Here is a 20823-nt window from a genome sequence, read left to right as displayed (position 1 = left end):
CCGTCAATAGCGACTTAAGTGATCACTTAACTGCCCAGCGGGCAGCGGGCTACCGTCGTCGTCGTGATGAATCCGTCCGCCCACATCCGACAGCGGCAGTCCCCTGCCACCCCATCGGCGGGCGATGATCTCCGCGGCGATCGACACCGCTGTCTCCTCGGGCGTGCGAGCGCCGAGGTCCAGTCCGATCGGGCTGGCGAGTTTGCTGAGTTCCGCTTCGGTCAGCCCCGCCTCTCGCAGTCTGCTCAGCCGGTCGTCGTGCGTGCGCCGCGATCCCATCGCGCCGATGTAACCGACGTCGAGGCGCAGGGCCACCTCCAGCAACGGCACGTCGAACTTGGCGTCGTGGGTGAGCACGCAGATCACGGTGCGGGCATCGAGGGCGCCGGCCTCCGCTTGCGCGGCCAGGTAGCGGTGCGGCCAGTCCACGACCACCTCGTCGGCGGTAGGAAACCGGGCAGGCGTGGCGAACACGCCGCGGGCATCGCACACCGTGACCCGATAACCGAGGAACGAACCTTGCTGCGCGACCGCGGCGGCGAAGTCGATCGCCCCGAACACCAACATCCGGGGCCGCGGCGCGTGGCTTGCGACGAACACCTCCATGCCCTCGCCGCGACGTTGTCCGTCGGGGCCGTAGGTGAGGACGTCGCTGCGCCCGGCGGCCAGCAGGCCGCGGGCGTCGTCGGTGACCGCGGCGTCGGCGCGATCGGACCCGAGCGTGCCGTCGACGGTCTCCGGTTGCAGAACCAGCCTGCGGCCCAGCCAATCCGGGTCGGGATGGGTGATGACCGTGGCGATCGCCACCGGCCGGTGTTCGGCAATGGCGTCGATCACCTGGTCCAGGTGCGGGAAGCGGCGCTGCGATACCGGCTCGACGAAGATGTCCAGGACGCCACCGCAGGTGAGTCCGACGGCGAAGGCGTCGTCGTCGCTGACCCCGTAGCGCTCCAGGCGCGGCATGCCGGTGGCCACCACCTCGGTGGCCGACTCGTACACCGCGCCTTCCACACAGCCGCCCGATACCGAGCCGCTTACCGAGCCGTCCGGCGCCACCACCATGGCCGCCCCGGGCTGACGCGGCGCCGAGCGGAACGTACGCACCACTGTGCCCAGGCCGGCGGTGGCACCGGTCCGCCAGATCGCCGCCAGCTCCGCGAGAACGTCTTGCACGACTCCAAACGTAGGCTGATTTCGTGACACCGGCGCAACTTCGGGCCTTCTCGGCCGTCGTTCGATTGGGATCTGTGCGTGCAGCCGCCGAAGAGTTGGGCGTTTCCGACGCCGGCATCTCGATGCATGTCGCACAGCTGCGCAAGGAACTCGACGATCCATTGTTCAGCCGGACCTCCGCCGGGCTGGCCTTCACTCCGGGCGGTTTGCGGTTGGCCAGCCGAGCCATCGAGATCCTCGGCCTGCAGCAGCAGACCGCGATCGAGGTGACCGAAGCCGCGCACGGTCGGCGGCTGTTGCGGATCGCGGCATCGAGCGCGTTCGCCGAGCATGCGGCGCCGGGGCTCATCGAACTGTTCTCGTCGCGGGCCGACGACCTGTCGGTGGAGCTGAGCGTCCACCCGACGAGCCGTTTCCGCGATCTTATCGAGTCCAGGGCCGTCGACATCGCGCTCGGTCCCGCCCCGGCGGAGTCCGGCGCCGCCCTCACCGTGCGGCCGTTTCTGAAGTACCAGATCATCACCGTCGCCTCGCCCGGTAGTCCGCTGGCCTCGGGCGCACCCACCGCGGGGCTGCTGCGCGAACAACAGTGGATGCTGGGGCCATCGGCCGGCGGCGTCGACGGTGAAATCGCCTCGGTGTTGCGCACTTTGGCGATTCCTGAGGCCAATCAGCGGATATTCCAGAGCGACGCCGCCGCCCTCGAGGAGGTTCAGCGGGTGGGCGGGGTGTCGCTGGCGGTCGGCTTCGCCGTCGGCAAGGACCTGTCGGCAGGCCGATTGGTACATGTCAAGGGATCGGGGCTGCAGCTGTCCGGCGAGTGGAGCGCGTCGACGTTACCGGTGGCGGCGCGTCAGCCCGCGGTGACCGAACTGCTCAACTTCATCACCACCCCGCGTTGCACGCAGGCCATGATCCGCGGCACCGGAGTCGGCGTCACCCGATTTCGGCCGAAAGTCCATGTCACCCTGTGGAGTTGAGCATCCAGATCGACGAGATGTCGCGATCCAGTTTGGCCGCGGTATGTCGGTTTGGGCGAAAGGTCAACTGGGAAAGTTGACGTCCTTGGTGACCGCTTCCCACTGATCGATCGACGCCGACAGAGCAGCGATCTTGTCCCGCATCGCCTTCAGGACATCTCGGCCCAGCAGCAGCCGCAGCGGCGGCTCGTCCAGCTTGGTCACCATCAGAACGGCTTCGGCGACCTTGCGCGGGTCGCCCGGTAGATGGTCGGCGAACTGCTTGATCAGGTCCTTGCGGGCGGCCACGTCGGCGTACTCGGTGATCGGGGCACCGGACTCCTTCATCGAGCGCGATGCCCAGTCGGTCCGGAACGCTCCCGGCTCGATCAGTGTCACCTTGATGCCCAGGGGCGCCACCTCGGCGGACAGTGCCTCGCTGACGGCCTCGAGTGCGAACTTGGTGGACGAGTAGTACGCATTGGGCGGGTTGGCCACCAGACCGGTCATCGAGGAGATGTTGACGATGTGCCCCGAACCGCGGGCCCGCATCGCGGGAAGCACCGCCTTCATCATGTCGACGGAGCCGAAGTAGTTGACGTCGAACAACTTTCGGACCTCGGCGTCTTCGCCTTCTTCGACCGCCGACAAGTAGCCGTGGCCGGCGTTGTTGACCAGAACGTCGACACCACCGAAGGCCTCCTCGGCGGCGCGTACAGCCGCCGCGATCTGATCGGGGTCGGTCACGTTGAGCGCGGCGGCCACAGCGAGGTTCGGAAACTCGTCGACCAAATCAGTGACGGCGTCCGCGCGGCGGGCAGTGACCAATACCTGGTGGCCGTCTTCCAGTGCAGCACGGGCGATTTCACGCCCGAAGCCGGTGGAGCAGCCGGTGACCAGCCAGCGCATCATCAGTTGGCCCTCTCGTTGGGGGTGCCTTCGGGAAGCCGGCGCAGATAAGCCCGCCGCCGCGACGCCAATTGTTCGGCCCGCTGTTCGGCGGTGACGCGGGCGAGGCCGGGCACCTCGTCGTCGAGCCGGTCGAGCGGGACGACGCGGCCGGTTGCGCCGAGATCAGATGTCGGACCGCCCTCGGCGAACTCAGCCATCCGCAGTGTGAGAACACCTTCCCGCAGGCCATCGGAGTCGATCCAGTTGGCCACCCCGGGATCGACCGGGGAGATCACGTAGGTGTAGCTGCCGTCGGCGTCGGGCACCGACTGCGCCTTGTTCAGGCTGCCGGTGGCATCGACGATGTTCAGCGTGGTGCCCCAGACGTTGCTCAACGGAACCGTGAAGTATTCGGCGCCACCGTCGTTGACGTTGACCACGAAGGCCTCGTCCGGGCCGAGGTCGAACCGGCCCATCACATACACCTGGTTCTTCATCGCGCCGACCTTGTCCGCCGACCAGGCCAGGTTGAAATGGTTGGCCGGCATCTTGTAGATGCCGTGGCTGAGCTTGCCGGTGAAGTTCGCGAAGTACGTCATCATCGCCGCGGTCGCCTCGGCTTGTTCGTCGAGGGTGCGGGCCGGCGTGCCAGGCGCGCCACCGAGACGTTCGACGGTGATGTGGTTGGGATCGTCACTGGCCCAGTCCAAGAGCACATCGCGGATGTAGAACTCGTGCGCCTCGGACGTGGTCTGTACGTGGTTGCGCCGACCGTTCGCCGGCTCGGAATCCACGGTGATCGTGTAGCTGCCGTCGCTGTCGACGTCCATGGTCTTGCCGTTGAGCACGGCCACGGTGCCCATGTTGGCGTCCCACAGCGTGAAGTAGTTCTCGGTCATCCGGTGGTCACCGACCCGTCCGCGGATCTCGTAGCGCTCATCTCCCGAGATCGGGATGACCCGGTATACGGTGTCCGGATTATCGATGCCCCAACGCGATCCGGGGATCTGCCGATCGCCGACCGGATGCGCCAGCCGGGTGATACAGCTGACCTTCGGCCGCAGCTTGTCCTGGTTGGACGACCACACCGCCGCCGAGAACATCACCTCGGCGAATGCCGCCTCGAACCGCTCCTGCATTGCATCGGAGGCTTTGGCGCGGCTCAGCCAGTTCTCCGCGACCGTCCGGTAGGCCTCTTTGACGGTCGGGTGTTCGGTCAGCTCGAGCGCGGCCAGCTCCTGCTCGTGCTGCGACGGTGTCGCGACCGGGTCGTCGGCACTCATTGGTCGTCCTTTCGAAAACGTTTGTTGTACAGGGAGAAACGTTCATCGACCTGGCCGCCACTGAGACCGTAGGCACCAAGGTCGTACGGCGGCCGCGGGACCTCACGCGGTCGATTGGCCAGCCAGCCGGACATCGCGGCGGCCGCGGCGTCGGTCAGCTCCAACCCGACGGCGTCGTAGACCCTGCGCACCTGACCGATCGGGTCGGCGACTGCATCTTCGTACTGGATGTCGGTGACCCGCGTGGACTCATCGGACCAACTGTCCCGCACGGCCATTGCACGGTCGTTGGTCCAGCCCATCCGCTCCAGCCACTGCGCACCCACCCGCCGCGGGTCGACGCCGTCGGCGTGCATGGCGTGCAGGGTCGCGTTGAGACTGGCGCCGGAGGCGACGGTGGTACGCGGATCGCGATGCATGTGGACGATGTGCACGCCCGGGAATTCGTCGCGCAGCGAGTCGAGGTACCCCAGATGGGCGGGCGATTTCAGCACCCAGCGACCGGCGGTGATTCCGCGGCTGCGCTGCTGCCACTGGAGGAATCGCAACATCCGGTGCAGATACCGGTAGGCAGGCGCGAAATCCTGGGTGTTGAGCCAAGATCGGTAGTTGGGCACGTGCGCACCGGACTCCGGAACATGCGACAGGAACGCATCGGCCAAGAAGACGATTTCTTCCTCAGCCTCCCTGGCATACATCGGATGGATGGCGAACAGTTCGGGCGCCAGCTCGCGGGACTTCTTCTCCCGCGCTTCACTGATCGCGACGCGCGGGTCGATGCCGGCGAAATCGTGGTCAAGCTTCGGCGCGGCTTCGACCACCTCCCAGCCCCGGGCACAGTGCAACCGCGTGTCGGCGGCGAGCAGACGCTGCAGCAGTGTGGTGCCGCTGCGCATCATCCCCACCACGACGATGGGCGCCTCGATCTGCTCGTCCAGGATCTCAGGATGGCGCTCGATCCACGCCTGGGTGCGCAACCGCATGCGGAGGCTGTGCACGATGCCGGATCGCAGAATGTGCTCACCGATCGCGTTCAGGCCCGCGCCGGGGTAGTCGTCGAGCAGGACGCCCAGGGGTTCGGCGAAGTCCCCGGGCCCCCACTCGCTGCGCCCTTCCTTGCGCTGCGCGTCGGCCAGGACGCCCGCCATCGCAAAGGTGCCGGCCATCGGCTCAGAACTTCAGGTGCTGGCTCACGTCGCCGACCTGGTCGACGAACATGGTGCGCGAGTCGAACCACCACTGGCCGTCGATCCGGTGGAAGGTGTCGTGATAGTGCCCGGTGACGATGACCTGCAATGGCAGTTCCGGAGTGGCCTGGGTGACGCAGTAGTAGGACCTGCTGCGCGCGGTGCCGGCCTCGTCGTCGATGTACAGCTGCACATTGCTGGTGTTGTGCTTGGTCTTCGGCGTCCCGTCCTCGTAGAGCCGGGTGGCCATCTCATACATGCCGCGCACCCGGTCCCGGCCCTCGAAAACCGTCTCTGGTGGCCCGTTCTCCACACCGCAGATACGTCCGTGCGCGAACAGCTCGGCGACGCCGTCGAGGTCGCCGGCATCGATCAGTTCGGCATAGACGTAGATGAGGTTGGTGATCGCTTGCGCACTGTCGCTCATGTCAAGCCGATGATCGCAGAGCAATTGCTTAGATGGGCTTGTTTGTCCAGAATTGCCGCTATGCTCGCCCGCGTGACTCAGTGGTCGCCGGCCCGGCTCGGCAATCTCACCGGTAAGCGAATCATCGTGACAGGCGCGACCAACGGCGTTGGCCTCGGCACCACGCGAGCCCTGGCCCACGCGGGCGCGCACGTGATCATGGCCGTCCGCAACACCGCCCTCGGCGAGCAGCGCGCCGCCGAGATCACCGGGTCGACGGAGGTGATCGAGCTGAACCTGGCCGATCTCGCATCGGTTCGAGGCTTCGGTGACCGGCTCGACGACGACGTCGACATCCTCATCAACAATGCCGGCGCCCTGACCGACAAGCGCCACGAGACCGTCGACGGCTTCGAGACCACCTTGGGCACCAACGTGCTGGGCCCGTTCGCCCTGACGAACCTGCTGTTCGCCAGGGTGCGTTCGCAGATCATCAACGTCTCCTCCGACGGGCACCGCCAAGCGACGCTTCGCCTCGACGACATGCACCTGCGCCACAGCAAGTGGACATCGATGGGTGCCTACACCCATTCGAAGCTGGTCATGATGCTGTGGGGTCTGGAGCTCGACCGCCGGCTGCGTGCCGCCGACTCCGGCGTCGTCACCCAACTGGTGCATCCGGGCTGGGTGGCCTCCAACCTGACACAGACGTCCGATTCACCGTTGATGTCGCTGGCGCACACGGTGGCCAAAGGAGTGGCCGACCGGTTCGGCAACGACATCGACCAAGGCGCGGCACCGACGCTGTACTGCATCAGCGAGCCGATCCCGCCGGGCAGCTATGTCGGAGCGAGCGCCCGGCTGGGACTGCGCGGCGAGCCTGCGCTGATCGGCCGCTCCCCCGGCGCGTGCGACTACGACGCGGCGGCCCGCGTGGTGCAGTTCGCCGAAAAGGAAACCGGCACAACGATTCCGGTCTAGAGGTCAGATCCGATCCAAGGTGTCGAGATCTCTTCCGGTTGCCGTGAGGTGTTTAGCAAAGAACGAAAGGATGCGCTGCCACGCATCTTCGGCTTCCGGCGCGGAGTATGCGATTCCGAAAGTCCGGGCCACCAATCGGATCGGAGCAGGCAGCTGATGGTCATTCATGAAGCTGTGGCCGACGCCAGAATACTCCTTAACGTCATGCGGTACCCCTCCGCCCGTCAGAGCACCCTCAAGTCTATCCGCGGTGCCGTGCGCCACTATGGGATCGTTAGAGCCGAAACTCGCTACGACGGGGCATGATTGGCCGAGTTTTGCGATGTCATTCGGCAAACTTGGGTAGCTGGGCGCAGTCGCGCTGAACATTCCGCTAGGGCCCAACTGCAAGCAGAAACCTCCACCCATGCAGAAGCCCGCCAAGCCGATTTCGCCTGTGCAGCGGCTGTCGGAAATCAGGTGTTCGCGCGCGGCCAGAAGGTTGCGGTAGGCGGCGCCGTGCCCCGTAAAGTGGGCGCGGATCGTGCTAATCATGCATCTCAGTTTGGGTCCGTCCCCGTCGTAGAGAGCAGGGGCCAGCGCCAAGTAGCCGCTGGCGGCAAAACGTTCCGTGATCCGCTTTAGATCGGTCGTCATCCCAAGCACGTCATGGACAACAACCACGCCGGGCCAGGGTCCAGCGCCAGCGGGCACCGCCAGGTAACCGCGAATGCCGCCCGCAGCGGGAATCGTCATGTCACCCATCGGCCGTCACGCTAGTTCCTCCCCCGCCAATGGATGATTGGACTCCCCAAGGAGCAGCCCGCTCACTCGACTCAATCTCCTCAAGGTCGCGCACCATGCAACTCGAACGACTCGCCACCGAACCCACTCGGCTACGGACAAGTTGTTAGTATTGCATAACAATATTCGCGAATAGTCAGAAGTGACGTTCTGTATCACCATGTGGTGTGCATACACTGATCGTCGATGGAGCTCGGACCGCTATTCCCGCACAACCCGCCGCCAGCACCGGAGCCGTCTAACGAGGAGCGGATTCGGGACGCGGCGTTGAGGAGTTTTGCGAGCCACGGCGTCGTCGCGACGTCGATGCGGATGGTCGCCGATGATGCCAGCGTCTCAATCGGGTTGGTGCAGCACTATTTCAAGACCAAGGCCTGCTTGGTCAACACTGTCGACCAGTACGTATTACACGTAATCAGCGAAGCCCTTGGTCCGGCAGGTATGCCTAATGCTCCCGCGGACGCGTTGGAAGAGGCGGGCAAGCGGATGACCCAGTTGACGACCGATCACCCTCTGGTCATCAGCTATCTTGGGCGCGCGTTATGCGAGGGCGGCGAGGTCGGTTCTGTGGTGTTCGACGGATTGGTTGCTATCAGCACGGCCCAACGCGACCATTTCCGTGAACAGGGCTCGCTACGGGCCGACCTTGATCCGTTGTGGGCAGTGTTGAATCCGCTGATCTTGCGCGTAGGTGCGTTCGTCCTGCGCCCACATATCGAACGCCACCTCGGCGAGCCGTTCTTCACGGCTACCCAATTACAACGCTGGGACGATTCGGTAACCAAAGCACTCCGCGAAGGACAGTTTCGCCAACCTGAGCAGGCGTGAGTCTCCAAATACAGACCGCACGCAATTATCCGGTGCGCGATAAAATTCCGTGTCGACTTCGAATGCATGAACGCCGAGAACGCAGTAGCTTTCGGTCAATCCTGGGTTAATTCCTGGAACAGGCACGATGTCGAATCCGTCCTGACTTTCTTCAGCGCTGATATTCACTTTACTTCACCAGTGGCAGCAAGAATTCTGCCCGAAACGAATGGTATCGTGCGAGGAAAGGACGCTCTGCGGGTCTATTGGCAAAGCGCTCTAAACGTCATTCCAGACCTGCACTTCACGCCTGAGGCTGTCTATCAGGGCGTCGATACCACGGTCATTAATTACAAGAATCATTAGGGGCATCTTGTCAACGAAGTGATCACGTTTCAAAATGGCCTCATCACGGAGGGCCACGGTACGTATCTGATGCGAAGCGAATTATTCTAGGTTTGGATCAGTTGTCACTGAAATCGAACCCAAAGCATCCACCACACCTACGGTAGTCCGCTCACTTTTCAGCAGCTACATCACGCGCCCGGAAACTGCGCCTGGATATTCTACTGTCGCCATGTCGGTCTCAATCTCGGCAATGGTGTCGCCGGCTGCCGCATGATCGCCTTCTGCTACACACCACTTCACCAATTGCGGTCCTTCCACGCTGGACCCAGATGCTGGCCCTAGTCAAGGGCACGCGACCATTCATGCGGTGCTTTGAACCTCTGGCGAAGCAGTTCACCGAAGCACCGCCCGCCGCATTTTTCGACTATGTTCTCGCGCACGAACACGCCATCGCAGACGTGGGAAATCGAGTGTTGGGTGGCGACCGGAGCTCGCTCGTCAAAGTCGAGGCGTTACTGGGCAACGCGCCCTAGTACGCCACGTGCGCTGCGCCGAAAGCTAACAGCCGCTGCGGAGTTCAGCGATTCAGAACGGCTTCGCGGTGAAGCCCCAGCGCAGCAGTGCCGCCTCGCGGCGAGTTTGGCCGCGGAGTGCGGAATAGCGGTGACCAACGGGCTCAGGTTTGCCGTTTGCGCCGAACGCCCAATAGGCCTGCAGGTACGGCAACGGCGTCGCGTGGCCTGAACTCAAGCCTCCGAGTCCCGCGGCCGCGAGCTGCGCCGACAGCTCCTCACGGGTGAACGCCGCGGCCTCGCTGGCGATCGCATCCTGCCGCAGGCCCGCAGGTGAATCCGGATCGACACATTGCAGCATGGCCGGGCACGCCGACGGGTCTTTCAGTCGAGCGAAATCGGAGATCCACAAGGCTGCTCCGCTATCGCACCGGACGGCGGCGATCTGCCGCAAGGCGGCGCCCAACACCTGAACGTCTGGCAGTTGGTGCAGAGTCCACATGCACGACACCGCATCCCACGGCCCGGCAGCAAGCGAATCCGGCAGCGCGGTGATATCCGCCTGCACCAGTTCCACCCGCCGGTCGAGCCCCTCGGCTGCGAACAGATCTCGCGCTGTCGCCAGCATGTTGGGAGCCAGATCGACACCGACGGCCATGATGTCCGGGCGCCGGCGCAGCACCGCGCTCAGCGCACGCCCGGAACCGATGCCGAGATCCAGGAGCCGGCCACCCGGCGGGAGCATCACATCCAGCGCCCGGGCACACAGGTCATACACTGCACGCATTCCCGGGTTCGCCCCGCCACCGGCGTGGAAATAGGCGACGGATTCGGCGTCGTCCATCACCATCGGTTCGGGAATGCGCTCGCGCCCCGGCGAATGCCGCCGCTCGCGCACAACGATGCCCGGTATCCGCCACAGCGGTCGAATCCCCATCGACGAAACCTTCTTCCCACGCCCGTTTACGCCCCCATCATTAAACCCGGACTCGATCGGTACACTTTCGTTCCTCAGTGAAATAGTGGAGGACCACGTGACTCAGGCCCCATCCACCGGTGGCCTCGAATCGTTGCCGCTGGCGCCGGTGAACCCGATGCCGTTGCGCCAGCGCCTCAAAGCCGTCAAGGAATTCAGCACGGGCACCGAGAGACTGCGCGACGCCGGTGGCCCGGTCACCAGGTTCACCGTCGGCCCACGTTGGCTGATGCCGCCGATGGTTCTCGTCACCTCGCCGGCCGCGCTGCGCGACGTCCTCAGCATCAAGGACGGGTCGGTCGACAAGACCAGCCCGGTGTTCGACGAGATGCGCCGGATCATCGGCGCCAACCTCGCCGACCTCCCGTATGAACCGTGGCGGCCTCGCCGGCGCACCATCCAGCCCGTGTTCACCAAGCAGCGGGTCCGCGAATTCGGCGGCCACATGGCGCAAGCCGCCGACTCGGTGTGCGATGCCTGGACGGACGGCGGCGAGGTGGACCTCGACGCCGAGTCCCGCGCGCTCACCCTGCGTGCGCTCGGCCGGTCCGTGCTCGGCATGGACCTCGAGGCACGCGCGGACGACGTCGCCGGACCCCTGCGGGTCGCGCTGTCCTACGCGATCTCGCGCGCCACCCGCCCGGTACGCGCCCCTCGCTGGCTGCCCACCACGGCGCGACGGCGGGCACGCGAGGCCAGCGCTAAGCTGCATCGTCTCGCCGGCGACATCGTCAGCGAGTGCCGGCGCGATCCGAACCGGGTGGCGCCGCTGGTCCACGCCCTGATCGCCGCAGAGGATCCCGAGACCGGAAAGCGGCTGTCGGACTCCGAAATCTGCGACGAGATCATCATCTTCATGTTCGCCGGTCACGACACCACCGCGACCACGCTGGCCTATGCATTGTGGGCGCTAGGCCACGATCCGGCCTGCCAGGACCGCGTCGTCGCCGAGGTGGCGGCCCTGCCCGATCGACCATTGAACCCCGACGACCTGCCGAACCTGGGCTACACCGCGCAGGTGGTGCGCGAGTCGCTGCGGCTGTGCCCGCCCGCACCGACCGGCACCAGGATGGCGTGCCGAGACCTCGACGTCGCCGGTTATCGGGTGGAGGCCGGCACCATGGTGGTGCTGGGTAGGATGGCGGTCCAGCGCGATCCTGCCCTGTGGGATGAACCGCTGCGCTTCAATCCCGACCGGTTCGGCCCGGAGGCCGCCAAGAAGCTCGAACGGTGGCAGTACATCCCGTTTGGGGGTGGTCCCCGCTCCTGTATCGGTGACCACTTCGCCATGCTGGAAGTCACGCTCGCCTTGGCGAGCATCATCCGCCGAGCCGAAATCACTTCGCTCGAACCGGATTTCCCGCTCGCATTGCATTTCACGATGATCGCCGGCGCACCGATCCGCGCCCGAGTCCGAAAGCGCTGACACATGGCCGTCGACGAAACAGCAGGCTACTCCGCACACATCCTGAGCGACGGCGACGCCGGCCTCGATGCGCTTCGGCGGGACCCCGGTATCGAGTTCATCGACCACCGCGCGGCACTTCTCGAGGACCTCCGGAAGTTGCAGCCCGCACCGGGACCTGAGCTGCTCGACGAACCCACCCGCTGGGCGCACTATCCGTGGCGACGGACGGTCGTTGCCATCCTGGGCCCCAATGGGTTTCAGGCCGTCCGAACCGACCGCAACCGCAACCTGATCACCACCGCAGAGCAACGACGGCTGCGCACCGTGCGGATCGCGATCGCGGGGCTGAGCGTCGGCCATGTCATCGCTCATACGCTCGCCGCCGAAGGCCTCTGCGGCACACTGCGACTCGCTGACTTCGACCATCTCGAACTGTCGAACCTGAACCGGGTGCCTGCCACGATCCTGGACATCGGTCTCAACAAGGCGATCGTCACGGCGCGGCGGATCGCGGAACTCGATCCGTACCTGCGGGTAGAGGTCATGACCTCGGGCGTGCGCGCGGCTTCCCTCGGCGAGTTCCTCGACGACATCGACATCGTGGTCGAGGAATGCGATTCGCTGGACATGAAGGTCCGAATCCGCGAGGCGGCCCGGGAACGGCGGCTCCCGGTGCTGATGGCCACCAGTGATCGTGGGCTGATCGACGTCGAGCGGTTCGACCTCGAGCCGCACCGCGCAGTCATGCACGGCGTTCTCGGCGGCGTGGACTCCGCGCAGTTGGCCGCGTTGTCCCAGCAGGACCGCATCCCGTACATGCTGCGTCACCTGGACGCCAGCCGGTCGTCGGGACGGTTGACCGCGTCTTTGGTCGAGGTGGGCCACACGCTGTCCACCTGGCCGCAGCTGGCCGGCGAGGTCACGCTGGGCGCCACCATCGTCGCCGAGGGCGCGCGCCGCATCGGCCTCGGCGAGCCGTTGGCATCGGGCCAGGTCCGCATCGACGTCGGCCAGGCGCTCGATGAGATCTCCGAACCGGAACTGGGCGCCCCGGCGCACACGGACGCCGACCAGCCGGCGCCCGATGTCGAGGAGCCACGTGAGGCGGCGGCCGCGATCGCCCGCGCCGCGGTGCGCGCTCCCTCCGGCGGCAATGCCCAGCCCTGGGAGATCGAGGCCGCAGCGGACTCGGTGCGGATACGGATTGCCCCGCAATACAAGTCGATGATGGACGTCGCGTTCCGCGGCAGCGCGGTGGCGGTCGGCGCGGCGACCTTCAATGCCCGGATCGCGGCGGCGCACACCGGGGTTCTCGGCCCGGTGGAATGGACCTCGGACGGGGCCACTCTGCTCGAGGCCACGCTGCGGCTGGGCGCCGGCGGCGACGCCGAACTTGCCGCGCTGTACGAGCCGATGCTGCGGCGGGAGACCAATCGCCGCCAAGGCACTCCGCAGCCGTTGGCCACGGAAACCGTCGACGCACTCAACCAGTGGGCGGCCCGCGAGGGTGCCGGGCTGCACCTGCTTACCGAGCGCAGCGATATCGACACTGCAGCAACAATTCTGGCGGCGACCGATCGGCTACGTTTTCTCACCCCGCGGCTGCACAGGGAGATGATCTCTGAGATGCGCTGGCCCGGCGACGAGCCGGCGCACAGTGGAATCGACGTCCGCGGGCTGGAACTCGCCCCTGGGGACTTCGCGGTGATGGATATCCTGCGGCGCTCCGACGTGATGGGCCTGCTGGCGGATTGGGACGCCGGGGAGGCCCTCGGCGAGGATGTCGCCAAGCGCGTGCATGCGACGTCGGCGGTAGCCGTGATCACGACGAACGGACATCAGCTCATCGACTACGCCCGCGGCGGATCTGCTGCCGAAGCCGTGTGGATCGTCGCCCAGCAATACGGCCTGGCGGTGCACCCCATCTCACCGGTCTTCCTGCACGCCGTGCACCACCACGAACTGTCCGAGCTGGCACCGACTTTCGCCCCTGAACTGGTCGAGCTCAAGTCGAGGTTCACCGAGCTGACCGGCGTCCAGACTGGCGAATCGCTGGTCTTGATTCTCCGGCTGGCACACGCCGGGCCCGCGTCGGTCCGCAGCCGGCGACGCCCGCTTCCCTCGACCAGCTGACCCAGATCCGGGTTCAGTTCGGCGGCCCGGCCTCCAACGCACGGATCAGGCTCGCCGCATCCCATGGGCCCTTGTGCCGAACGCCGTTAACGAAGAACGTCGGTGTCGCGTTGAGGTCCATCAGCTCGGCGTCCTGAGCGTCGTCGTCGACCCGGTGCAGCACCCGCGATGAATGCAGATCATCATCGAATTGTTCGATGTCACAACCGACTTGGTCGGCGTAGCGGTAGATGTGCTGCCATTCCAGGTAGTCCTGGAACTCGAACATCTGTACCGCCAAGTCGAAGAACTTGCCCTGCAGGGCGGCGGCCTCGCTGGCCCGGGCGGCGTCCATGGCGCGCGGATGTACCCGCTCCAGCGGCAGATGCCGCCACACGTACCGCAATCGGTCGCCGAAGTACTCGCGCACTTCGTCGATCGATCCGGTGGCACGGCTGCAGAATGGGCACTCGAAATCGCCGTATTCCACCAGGGTCAGCGGCGCGTCGACCCGCCCGCGGATGTGGTCGCGTTCCGGGTCGATGTCGCGGACCAGCTTGTGGCCGACCGGCACCGGCGGGCTGAGCTTGTCGGTGAGCCGAAAGACCGCCCACCCCAGAGTGAATGCGATCACCGATGCCGCCAGGACACCGACGCGGGCCAGGTCTGCCGAACGCGGATTGGTGATCGCCAGGTCGACGATGAACAGCGAGATGGTGAAGCCGATACCGGACAGTGCCGCACCGCCGGCGACGCGCCGCAGCGTCAAGCCCGGGGACAGCCGGCCCAGCCCGGTGCGCTGCACGATCCAGGTCGCGCCCGTGATGCCGATCAGCTTGCCCAGCACCAGGCCGGCCACCACACCCCAGGTCAGTGGTGAGCGGACTGCCGCCAGCACGGTGTCGGCGTCCAGCCGCACGCCTGCGTTGGCCAACGCGAACAACGGCAACACGCCGAACGAGACGTAGGGCCCGAACCCCGTCACCAGCCGCTCGTTGATCGAGATCGAGTCGCGCAGGCTCCGGGTGGCGGCGCGGGCGTACTCCGAGTTCGGTGACTGGCGGAACGCCCGGATCACGTCGACGGCCGCCTCCACTCGCTGCCGTTCGGGCGTGAACACCGGGATCACCAGTGCAACCAGCACACCGGCGAGGGTCGGGTGCACTCCGCCGGCGAACAATGCCAGCCAGAGGGCAACGGCGAGAATCGAATACGACGCCCCGCGGACGGCGGCCGGCAGGTAGCGCACGCCGATCAGCGCACCGACGAGCACCACCGCGACCAGCAGCGGGCCGATGCGGATCTGTTCGGAATAGAACAGCGCGATGGCGGCCAGTGCGCCCACGTCGTCGACGACGGCCAACGTCAGCAGGAACGTCCGCAGCCGCGCCGGATATTTGGGCGCGATGATGGCCAGCGCCCCGACCAGGAACGCGGTGTCGGTAGAGATGACCACACCCCACGCGCTGGCGTCCTGACCGGAGGGGTTGAACAGCAGGAAAATCACCGCGGGCATCGTCAGCCCGGCGATCGCGGCGACCACGGGTACCAGGGCGCGGGAACGCTCCGTCAGTTCGCCGATGGTGAACTGGGCCTTGACCTCCAGGCCGACGATGAAAAAGAAGAACGCCATCAACGCGTCGTTGACGAGCTCCTTGACCGTCAACTCGCCGTGCAGGTTTCCGAAGCTGAGGCCGACGTGCGTTTCCCAGAACTCGGAATAGGTGTGTGCCCAGGGAGAATTCGCCCACAGGATGGCCGCGAGGGTGAATGTCAACAGCAGGGCCGCGGCGGCGTTCTCGCCAAATCGCTTCGCTGTCGGATCGCGACCCAACCGGCTACCTCTCACGCTGTCACCGTATGCGCCGCCTCCATCAACATCCAACCCGACAGCTGCACCGACAAGTCACGCTCGGGTGTCTGCGACGAGTTCACCGCGCCCTCAACGAACTGTGCGTGTCCGCCACCCGCGGTGGGGATCTCGGCGATGCTGCCCCAGGAGGGGCCGAACAACGGCAAGCCGTCGAGGTTTTGGCGGTTGTCCCACGCCGCCTCCGCCGACGCGAGCACGAGAGCGCGGGCGCTCTCGCGCGTGTCCGCCGCCGCGTCGTCCGGCAGGACCATAGCGGTGAGCGCGAGGTAGCGGGCGGTGATCCCGGCGAATAGACCACCGTCGCCGCCGCCGGCCCCGTTCAGGATTCCGTCGGGCGCCATGTGTTCACCGATCGCCGCGACCAGTCGCCTCACCCGCTCCGCGTGCCGGTGGTCGTGCGTGCGCGCGGCGAGCTCGGCCTCCAATCCCAGCACCACGCCCTGGCAGTAGGTGTACTGGGCGCGTACCAGCGAGCCGGCCTTGATGCCGTCGAAGACCAGGTGGGTCTCGGGGTCGATCAAGGTCTCGTCGATCCAGTCGGCCATCTGCTGGGCCCGGCGCAGCCGATCCTCATAGCGGGTCAAGAAGATCCCGGCCGGGCCGTTGGCGGGGGCGTTGAAGAACTGATCCTGCTTGCGCCAAGGGATTCCGCCGCCGTCTTCAGGCACCCAGGACGTGATGAACTGCTCGCACAACCTCTTCAGTGCACGCGGCCGTCCTACCCCCGCCACCCGGTCGGCGCGCTCGAGCGCCAAGGCCAGCCAGGCCATGTCGTCGTAATAGCTGTTGGTCCAGCGTCCGTTGTTGCGCAGCCGGTGCCCGCGGATCTGCCGCTTGATCTCGCCGAGCCGGTGCGGCTGCGGGTCACGCAACTGCGCATCGACAAGGCAGTCGAGTAGGTGCGCCTGCCACCAGTAATGCCACGTCCCGAACAGCCGGTCCCGGCGCGCGGGCGGCCACGCGACGACGCCGAGTTGTGTTCCGGGCAGTCCCCAGAGCCGGCGCAGGTGCCGCTTCGCGACGGCTGTTTCGGCGCTGGCAGCACGGTTCGCCCACAGCTGGTCCATGCCGTCAATCCTGCCCTACCAGGCCTGTGAAAGGTCGGCCCATTGCCTGATCCAGGCGTGCATGGCGATGCCGGCGGCGACGGCGGCGTTGACGCTGCGTGTCGACCCGAATTGTGCGATCGACACGGTGATCGCCGCCCCTGTCTGGGCGGCTTCGGAGATGCCCGGCCCTTCCTGCCCGAAGACCAACACACAATCCCGGGGTAGGACGGTGGTTTCCAGCGGCACCGCGCCCGGGACGTTGTCGACAGCGACCACGGTCAGTCCCGCACCGGCGGCGAAAGCCAGCAGATCCGCGGTGTTCTCGTGATGGGCCAGCCGTTGGTAGCGGTCGGTGACCATGGCGCCGCGGCGATTCCACCTCCGGCGGCCGACGATGTGCACGGTGTCGACAGCGAATGCGTTGGCGGTGCGGACCACCGCGCCGATGTTGGCGTCGTTGCCGAAATTCTCGATCGCGATGTGCAGCGCGTGTCTGCGCCGATCGATGTCGGCGATGATCGCTTCCCGCGTCCAGTAGCGGTAGGCGTCGACGACGTTGCGAGTGTCGCCCTGGCGCAACAAGTCTGGGTCATAGCGAGGATCGTCGGGCAGGCCGCCCGCCCAGGGTCCGACGCCGGGGGCCCCGGTGCTCCATTCGGTGGGACCGGGGTCAGTCACGGGTGACCCAGACCGCATCGGGCGGGGCGTCCGGCAGGATCAGCACGCAAGCACCATAGGACGCGCACGCCCGGTTCTGGGCCGCTGGCATCGGGCTCAGCGCCCGTGTCGACACGCAGGAATTCACCGAGCCCGGGGAGATCCAGCAACTTTGGTGTTCCGGCCCGCCGGTGCCGGCGATTCACCGATCTTCGCCTTGGCGAGGGTATAGCTCGATTTGCTGGCTAGTTCTGCGCATGGCGTTAGGAAGATGGGCCTTGTCGCAGCCGGAATTACCGTGCCGAGGACGGTAATTCTCGGCCACGGCGCGGTGATCCCGCAGGGTGCCGACAGAGGTGCGATACAGGTCACCCACGGCCCTTTCTGCCCCCTAGATCACGCTCGGCACATGCCATGCGCCCGCCACAGCGCCGGTAATAACGGTTCGGTCTCCGCCGATATGGAGTTTAGGGTCTCCAGCTCCCTTGGCAGGCGCGCCGCCCTTGACCAGGAATTCTGTGCGCACAGGTGTTCACGCAAGCCGTCGCATCGGCCGGGGTGCACATCGGATTTCGTCGGCTACCCCCCGGTAACCAGCGCTTTTCCGGCTAACGGCTGGAGTCTTGGCACGTTTCGGCGAGATACTGATATTTGCAAGTTCGAATAAATAACCCTTGTTCCACCTCGGTCACCGCTGCGGAACCCCCTACCGCAGGCCCCTCAAAAGATGGGAAATGATGAACGCCTCCGTGCTGGCCTTTCCGGAAGAAAAGCTCTACACCCTGCCCGAAACCATTAGCTGGCGCGACGAAGATACCGGCTGCACCATCGTCCTCGCCCAACCGGACAGCGAACCTGGGCTATGGGAGGACTGCCTTCGGGGAGCGCTGAATAGTTATGCAAAACACGGCGTGGAGGCGGCGCTGGATATCGACTCGTTCCGTGATGGCCACGACACGACGCTGTTCTACACCGCGCTGGACGAGAATGGAAGAATGCTCGGCGGCCTGCGGGCCAAGGGGCCGTACCTCCTTGCCGACGAATCGCACGCGATCGTCGAGTGGGACGGTCAGCCGGGCCAGGATGCCGTACGCAAGATGATCACCGACCGCCTGCCCTTCGGCGTGGTCGAGATGAAGTCGGCGTGGGTCAGTGACGACCCGGCCCGCAGCGGTGAGCTCACCCGGACGTTCGCGCGCACCGCCTTCCCCACGATGACTCTGCTCGGGGCCCAGTTCATCCTGGCGACAGCCGCCGCGCACGTCCTGGACCGGTGGAGCACCTCCGGTGGTGTAGTGGCCTCCAAGATCCCCGCGGCGGCTTACCCCAGCGATCGCTACCGCACGAAGATGATGTGGTGGGATAGGCGCACGTTCGCCAATCACGCCGAGCCGGGGCAGTTGGCCAAAATCGTCAAGGAGATGCGCATGCTGGCCGACATCTCCGACGAGTTCAGCGGCTTTGGCTTGCTGGCCGGGAGCGGAAGCTAGCACAAAATCCACAAACCGATACCATCTCCTAAGCTCCACTAATCACGAGATGGCAGGATGACCACACCTTCCGAGACCGGGCCTGCTGACAGCCTGGAGAATCTCGTCACGCATGTCGCGACGCAGTTGATGGCTGTCGATGCCGCGACATCCCCGGGTGTTAGCCAGCAAGTTCTCGGCCAGCTGTCGGCTTCCTTCGGCGTGGATGTGTGCTTTCTCCGCTACAACGAGCACAGCATCCGGGCGACCCGATTGATCGCAGAGTGGCCACCACACCAGCGCGACCCAGACCCCCTCGAACTGATCTACTTCACTGACGCGGACCCAGTCTTCGCCGCCGCCGAGCACGCAAAGGAACCCGTCTTCTTCCGCCCCGATCCGATTCCCGAGGACGAGTACCAGCGCCTCGTTGAGGAGGGCACGGGCATGGCGTTGACCTCGATGGCATCGGTTCCGCTGCTGTCCGGCGACACCACAACCGGATGCATCGGTTTCATCAAGTTCGGCATTAAGGACTGGACGCCTGAGGAGCTGAACGCACTCAAGGCGATCGCCTCCTTGTTCGCCCAGGTGCAGGCGCGGGTGGTCGCCGAAGACCAGCTGCGCTACCTGGCTGAGCACGATGACTTGACCGGACTGCACAACCGCCGCGCACTGCTCGCCCATCTCGATGAACGGCTGCGCGTCGGTCAGGAAGGCCCGGTCTCGGTGTTGTTCCTCGACCTCGACCGCCTCAAGGCGATCAACGATTACCTCGGTCACCACGCGGGCGACTGGTTCATCCAGGCATTCGCCGACCGGTTGCGCGAGGAGACCGGCGACGGCGACGTGATCGCCCGCCTCGGTGGTGACGAGTTCGTGATCGTTCCGGCCGGTTCGGTTGACGCCGAAGCCGCCGAGGCCTTGGCCCACCGGCTACAGGATGCATTGCGCGACCGGGTGACGATCGGCGGTGAGACGCTCACCCGCACCGTCAGTGCCGGTGTCGCATTGGGCGTTCCTGGTCGGGATACCACGTCGGACCTGCTGCGCCGCGCCGACCAGGCAGTGCTCAACGCCAAGAACGCAGGCGGAAACAAGATCGCGGTCTTCACCGACGAGATGTCGCTGAGAAGTGAGTTCCGCAACGACATCGAGTTGCACCTACAGAACGTGATCGACACCGGGTCGCTGATCCTGCACTACCTGCCCGAAGTCGACATGCGCACCGGGGAGATCCTCGGCAACCGAGGCGCTGGTTCGCTGGCAGCACCCGACCCGCGGTCTGCTGCTGCCGGACTCGTTCATCCACGTCGCCGAATCCATCAATTTGGCAGGCGAATTGGGCCGCTGGGTGATGCGCACCGCATGCGAGGAGTTCAGTCGCTGGCAGGCCAGCGGCATCGCCGAGGATGCGGTCATCCGGATCAACGTCTCCCCCGTGCAGCTGGTCGCGGACGGGTTCGTCCAATCGGTCGCCGACACGATCGCCGAGTTCGGCCTCGACGGCAAATCGGTGTGCCTGGAGATCACCGAAAGTGTTGTGGTGCAGGACATCGAGACCACCCGCATCACACTGGCCGGGCTCAAAGATGTCGGTGTGCGCATCGCCATCGACGACTTCGGCACCGGCTACAGCGTGCTCACCCATCTGAAATCGCTTCCAGTGGACACCCTCAAGATCGACAAGGGCTTCGTCCTCGATCTGGGCACCAACCCGGAAGATCTGGCGATCGTCCGGGCGATCATCGCTCTGGCCGAGGCATTCAATCTCGAACTGGTCGCCGAGGGTGTGGAGTCGCCGACCGCGGCGATGACCCTCCTCCAGCACGGCTGCCACCGCGCTCAGGGATTCCTGCTGTCACGGCCCATCCCCAGCGATGCCATGGCCGAGCTGTTCGCCAAACGAGTTATCCCGGTAGACTTTTCCGTGCCCAGCCGGAACTGAT

General features: G+C 65.7%; 16 protein-coding genes and 3 pseudogenes. 8 read left to right on the top strand and 11 right to left on the bottom strand.

The window, feature by feature from the left end; all coding sequences use genetic code 11:
• Positions 1 to 3 precede the first annotated feature (3 nt).
• Positions 4 to 1173, bottom strand: coding sequence for an XdhC family protein (locus tag Y900_RS15375; RefSeq protein WP_036342993.1), 1170 nt, complete (start codon positions 1171 to 1173; stop codon positions 4 to 6).
• Positions 1174 to 1196: 23 nt separating this feature from the next.
• Between Y900_RS15375 and Y900_RS15370 the strand changes: the two genes are divergently transcribed.
• Positions 1197 to 2153: a LysR family transcriptional regulator gene (locus tag Y900_RS15370; protein WP_036342992.1), complete on the top strand. Its 957-nt coding sequence runs from the start codon at positions 1197 to 1199 to the stop codon at positions 2151 to 2153.
• 63 nt (positions 2154 to 2216) lie between these two features.
• Here Y900_RS15370 and Y900_RS15365 read toward each other — a convergent pair whose 3' ends face one another.
• From Y900_RS15365 to Y900_RS15350, 4 genes are read right to left on the bottom strand one after another with little or no spacing between them, the layout of a single operon-like run.
• Positions 2217 to 3044: an oxidoreductase gene (locus Y900_RS15365; RefSeq protein WP_036342991.1), complete on the bottom strand. Its 828-nt coding sequence runs from the start codon at positions 3042 to 3044 to the stop codon at positions 2217 to 2219.
• Positions 3044 to 4306 carry a hypothetical protein gene (locus tag Y900_RS15360; protein WP_036342989.1) on the bottom strand — a complete coding sequence of 421 codons (1263 nt, stop codon included), beginning with the start codon at positions 4304 to 4306 and terminating at the stop codon, positions 3044 to 3046. The genes Y900_RS15365 and Y900_RS15360 overlap by 1 nt, the downstream gene beginning before the upstream one ends.
• Positions 4303 to 5472, bottom strand: coding sequence for a sulfotransferase family protein (locus Y900_RS15355; protein ID WP_036342988.1), 1170 nt, complete (start codon positions 5470 to 5472; stop codon positions 4303 to 4305). Before Y900_RS15355 ends, Y900_RS15360 begins: the two co-directional genes overlap by 4 nt.
• A gap of 4 nt (positions 5473 to 5476) precedes the next feature.
• Positions 5477 to 5920 (bottom strand): nuclear transport factor 2 family protein, encoded by a 444-nt coding sequence (locus Y900_RS15350; RefSeq protein WP_036342986.1) that lies wholly within the window; start codon positions 5918 to 5920, stop codon positions 5477 to 5479.
• 60 nt (positions 5921 to 5980) lie between these two features.
• Here Y900_RS15350 and Y900_RS15345 point away from each other — a divergent pair, with 60 nt between their 5' ends.
• The gene (locus tag Y900_RS15345; RefSeq protein ID WP_036342985.1) at positions 5981 to 6880 is read left to right on the top strand and encodes an SDR family NAD(P)-dependent oxidoreductase; all 900 of its coding nucleotides are present in this window, start codon (positions 5981 to 5983) and stop codon (positions 6878 to 6880) included.
• 3 nt (positions 6881 to 6883) lie between these two features.
• Here the strand turns inward: Y900_RS15345 and Y900_RS15340 are convergent, their stop codons facing one another.
• Positions 6884 to 7624, bottom strand: coding sequence for a dienelactone hydrolase family protein (locus Y900_RS15340; protein WP_051660080.1), 741 nt, complete (start codon positions 7622 to 7624; stop codon positions 6884 to 6886).
• Between the two features lie 225 nt (positions 7625 to 7849).
• Between Y900_RS15340 and Y900_RS15335 the strand changes: the two genes are divergently transcribed.
• The gene (locus Y900_RS15335; protein WP_036342983.1) at positions 7850 to 8491 is read left to right on the top strand and encodes a TetR/AcrR family transcriptional regulator; all 642 of its coding nucleotides are present in this window, start codon (positions 7850 to 7852) and stop codon (positions 8489 to 8491) included.
• Positions 8492 to 8557: 66 nt separating this feature from the next.
• Positions 8558 to 8926, top strand: a pseudogene (locus Y900_RS30945) (nuclear transport factor 2 family protein).
• A gap of 75 nt (positions 8927 to 9001) precedes the next feature.
• Here Y900_RS30945 and Y900_RS33740 read toward each other — a convergent pair.
• Together Y900_RS33740 and Y900_RS15330 are read right to left on the bottom strand one after the other, a co-directional pair.
• A pseudogene (locus Y900_RS33740) lies at positions 9002 to 9142 on the bottom strand (biotin/lipoyl-containing protein); the annotation flags it as partial.
• Between the two features lie 261 nt (positions 9143 to 9403).
• Positions 9404 to 10267 carry a class I SAM-dependent methyltransferase gene (locus Y900_RS15330; protein ID WP_237752569.1) on the bottom strand — a complete coding sequence of 288 codons (864 nt, stop codon included), beginning with the start codon at positions 10265 to 10267 and terminating at the stop codon, positions 9404 to 9406.
• Positions 10268 to 10424: 157 nt separating this feature from the next.
• Between Y900_RS15330 and Y900_RS15325 the strand changes: the two genes are divergently transcribed.
• Positions 10425 to 11732 (top strand): cytochrome P450, encoded by a 1308-nt coding sequence (locus Y900_RS15325; protein WP_192827584.1) that lies wholly within the window; start codon positions 10425 to 10427, stop codon positions 11730 to 11732.
• A 3-nt stretch (positions 11733 to 11735) separates the two neighbouring features.
• The gene (locus Y900_RS15320; RefSeq protein ID WP_036342981.1) at positions 11736 to 13847 is read left to right on the top strand and encodes an Rv1355c family protein; all 2112 of its coding nucleotides are present in this window, start codon (positions 11736 to 11738) and stop codon (positions 13845 to 13847) included.
• A 13-nt stretch (positions 13848 to 13860) separates the two neighbouring features.
• On the opposite strand, the gene nhaA is transcribed toward Y900_RS15320, so the two are convergent.
• From nhaA to Y900_RS15305, 3 genes are read right to left on the bottom strand one after another with little or no spacing between them, the layout of a single operon-like run.
• Complete coding sequence (gene nhaA, locus Y900_RS15315; RefSeq protein ID WP_036342980.1) at positions 13861 to 15675, bottom strand: Na+/H+ antiporter NhaA; 1815 nt, start codon at positions 15673 to 15675, stop codon at positions 13861 to 13863.
• On the bottom strand, positions 15672 to 16766 hold the full coding sequence (locus Y900_RS15310; protein ID WP_036342979.1) for a glycoside hydrolase family 76 protein: 1095 nt from the start codon (positions 16764 to 16766) through the stop codon (positions 15672 to 15674). The genes nhaA and Y900_RS15310 overlap by 4 nt, the downstream gene beginning before the upstream one ends.
• Before the next feature lie 15 nt (positions 16767 to 16781).
• Positions 16782 to 17426 (bottom strand): TrmH family RNA methyltransferase, encoded by a 645-nt coding sequence (locus Y900_RS15305; protein ID WP_036342977.1) that lies wholly within the window; start codon positions 17424 to 17426, stop codon positions 16782 to 16784.
• A 713-nt stretch (positions 17427 to 18139) separates the two neighbouring features.
• Here Y900_RS15305 and Y900_RS15300 point away from each other — a divergent pair.
• Together Y900_RS15300 and Y900_RS15295 are read left to right on the top strand one after the other, a co-directional pair.
• Positions 18140 to 18895, top strand: coding sequence for a hypothetical protein (locus Y900_RS15300; RefSeq protein ID WP_036342976.1), 756 nt, complete (start codon positions 18140 to 18142; stop codon positions 18893 to 18895).
• Between the two features lie 57 nt (positions 18896 to 18952).
• Positions 18953 to 20822: pseudogene (locus Y900_RS15295) on the top strand (putative bifunctional diguanylate cyclase/phosphodiesterase).
• Position 20823: the final 1 nt, after the last annotated feature.

This window comes from Mycolicibacterium aromaticivorans JS19b1 = JCM 16368, assembly GCF_000559085.1.
Taxonomy (GTDB): domain Bacteria; phylum Actinomycetota; class Actinomycetes; order Mycobacteriales; family Mycobacteriaceae; genus Mycobacterium; species Mycobacterium aromaticivorans.
Note: the sequence above shows the minus strand (reverse complement) of the source record. Positions and strands in the feature narration are given on the sequence as shown.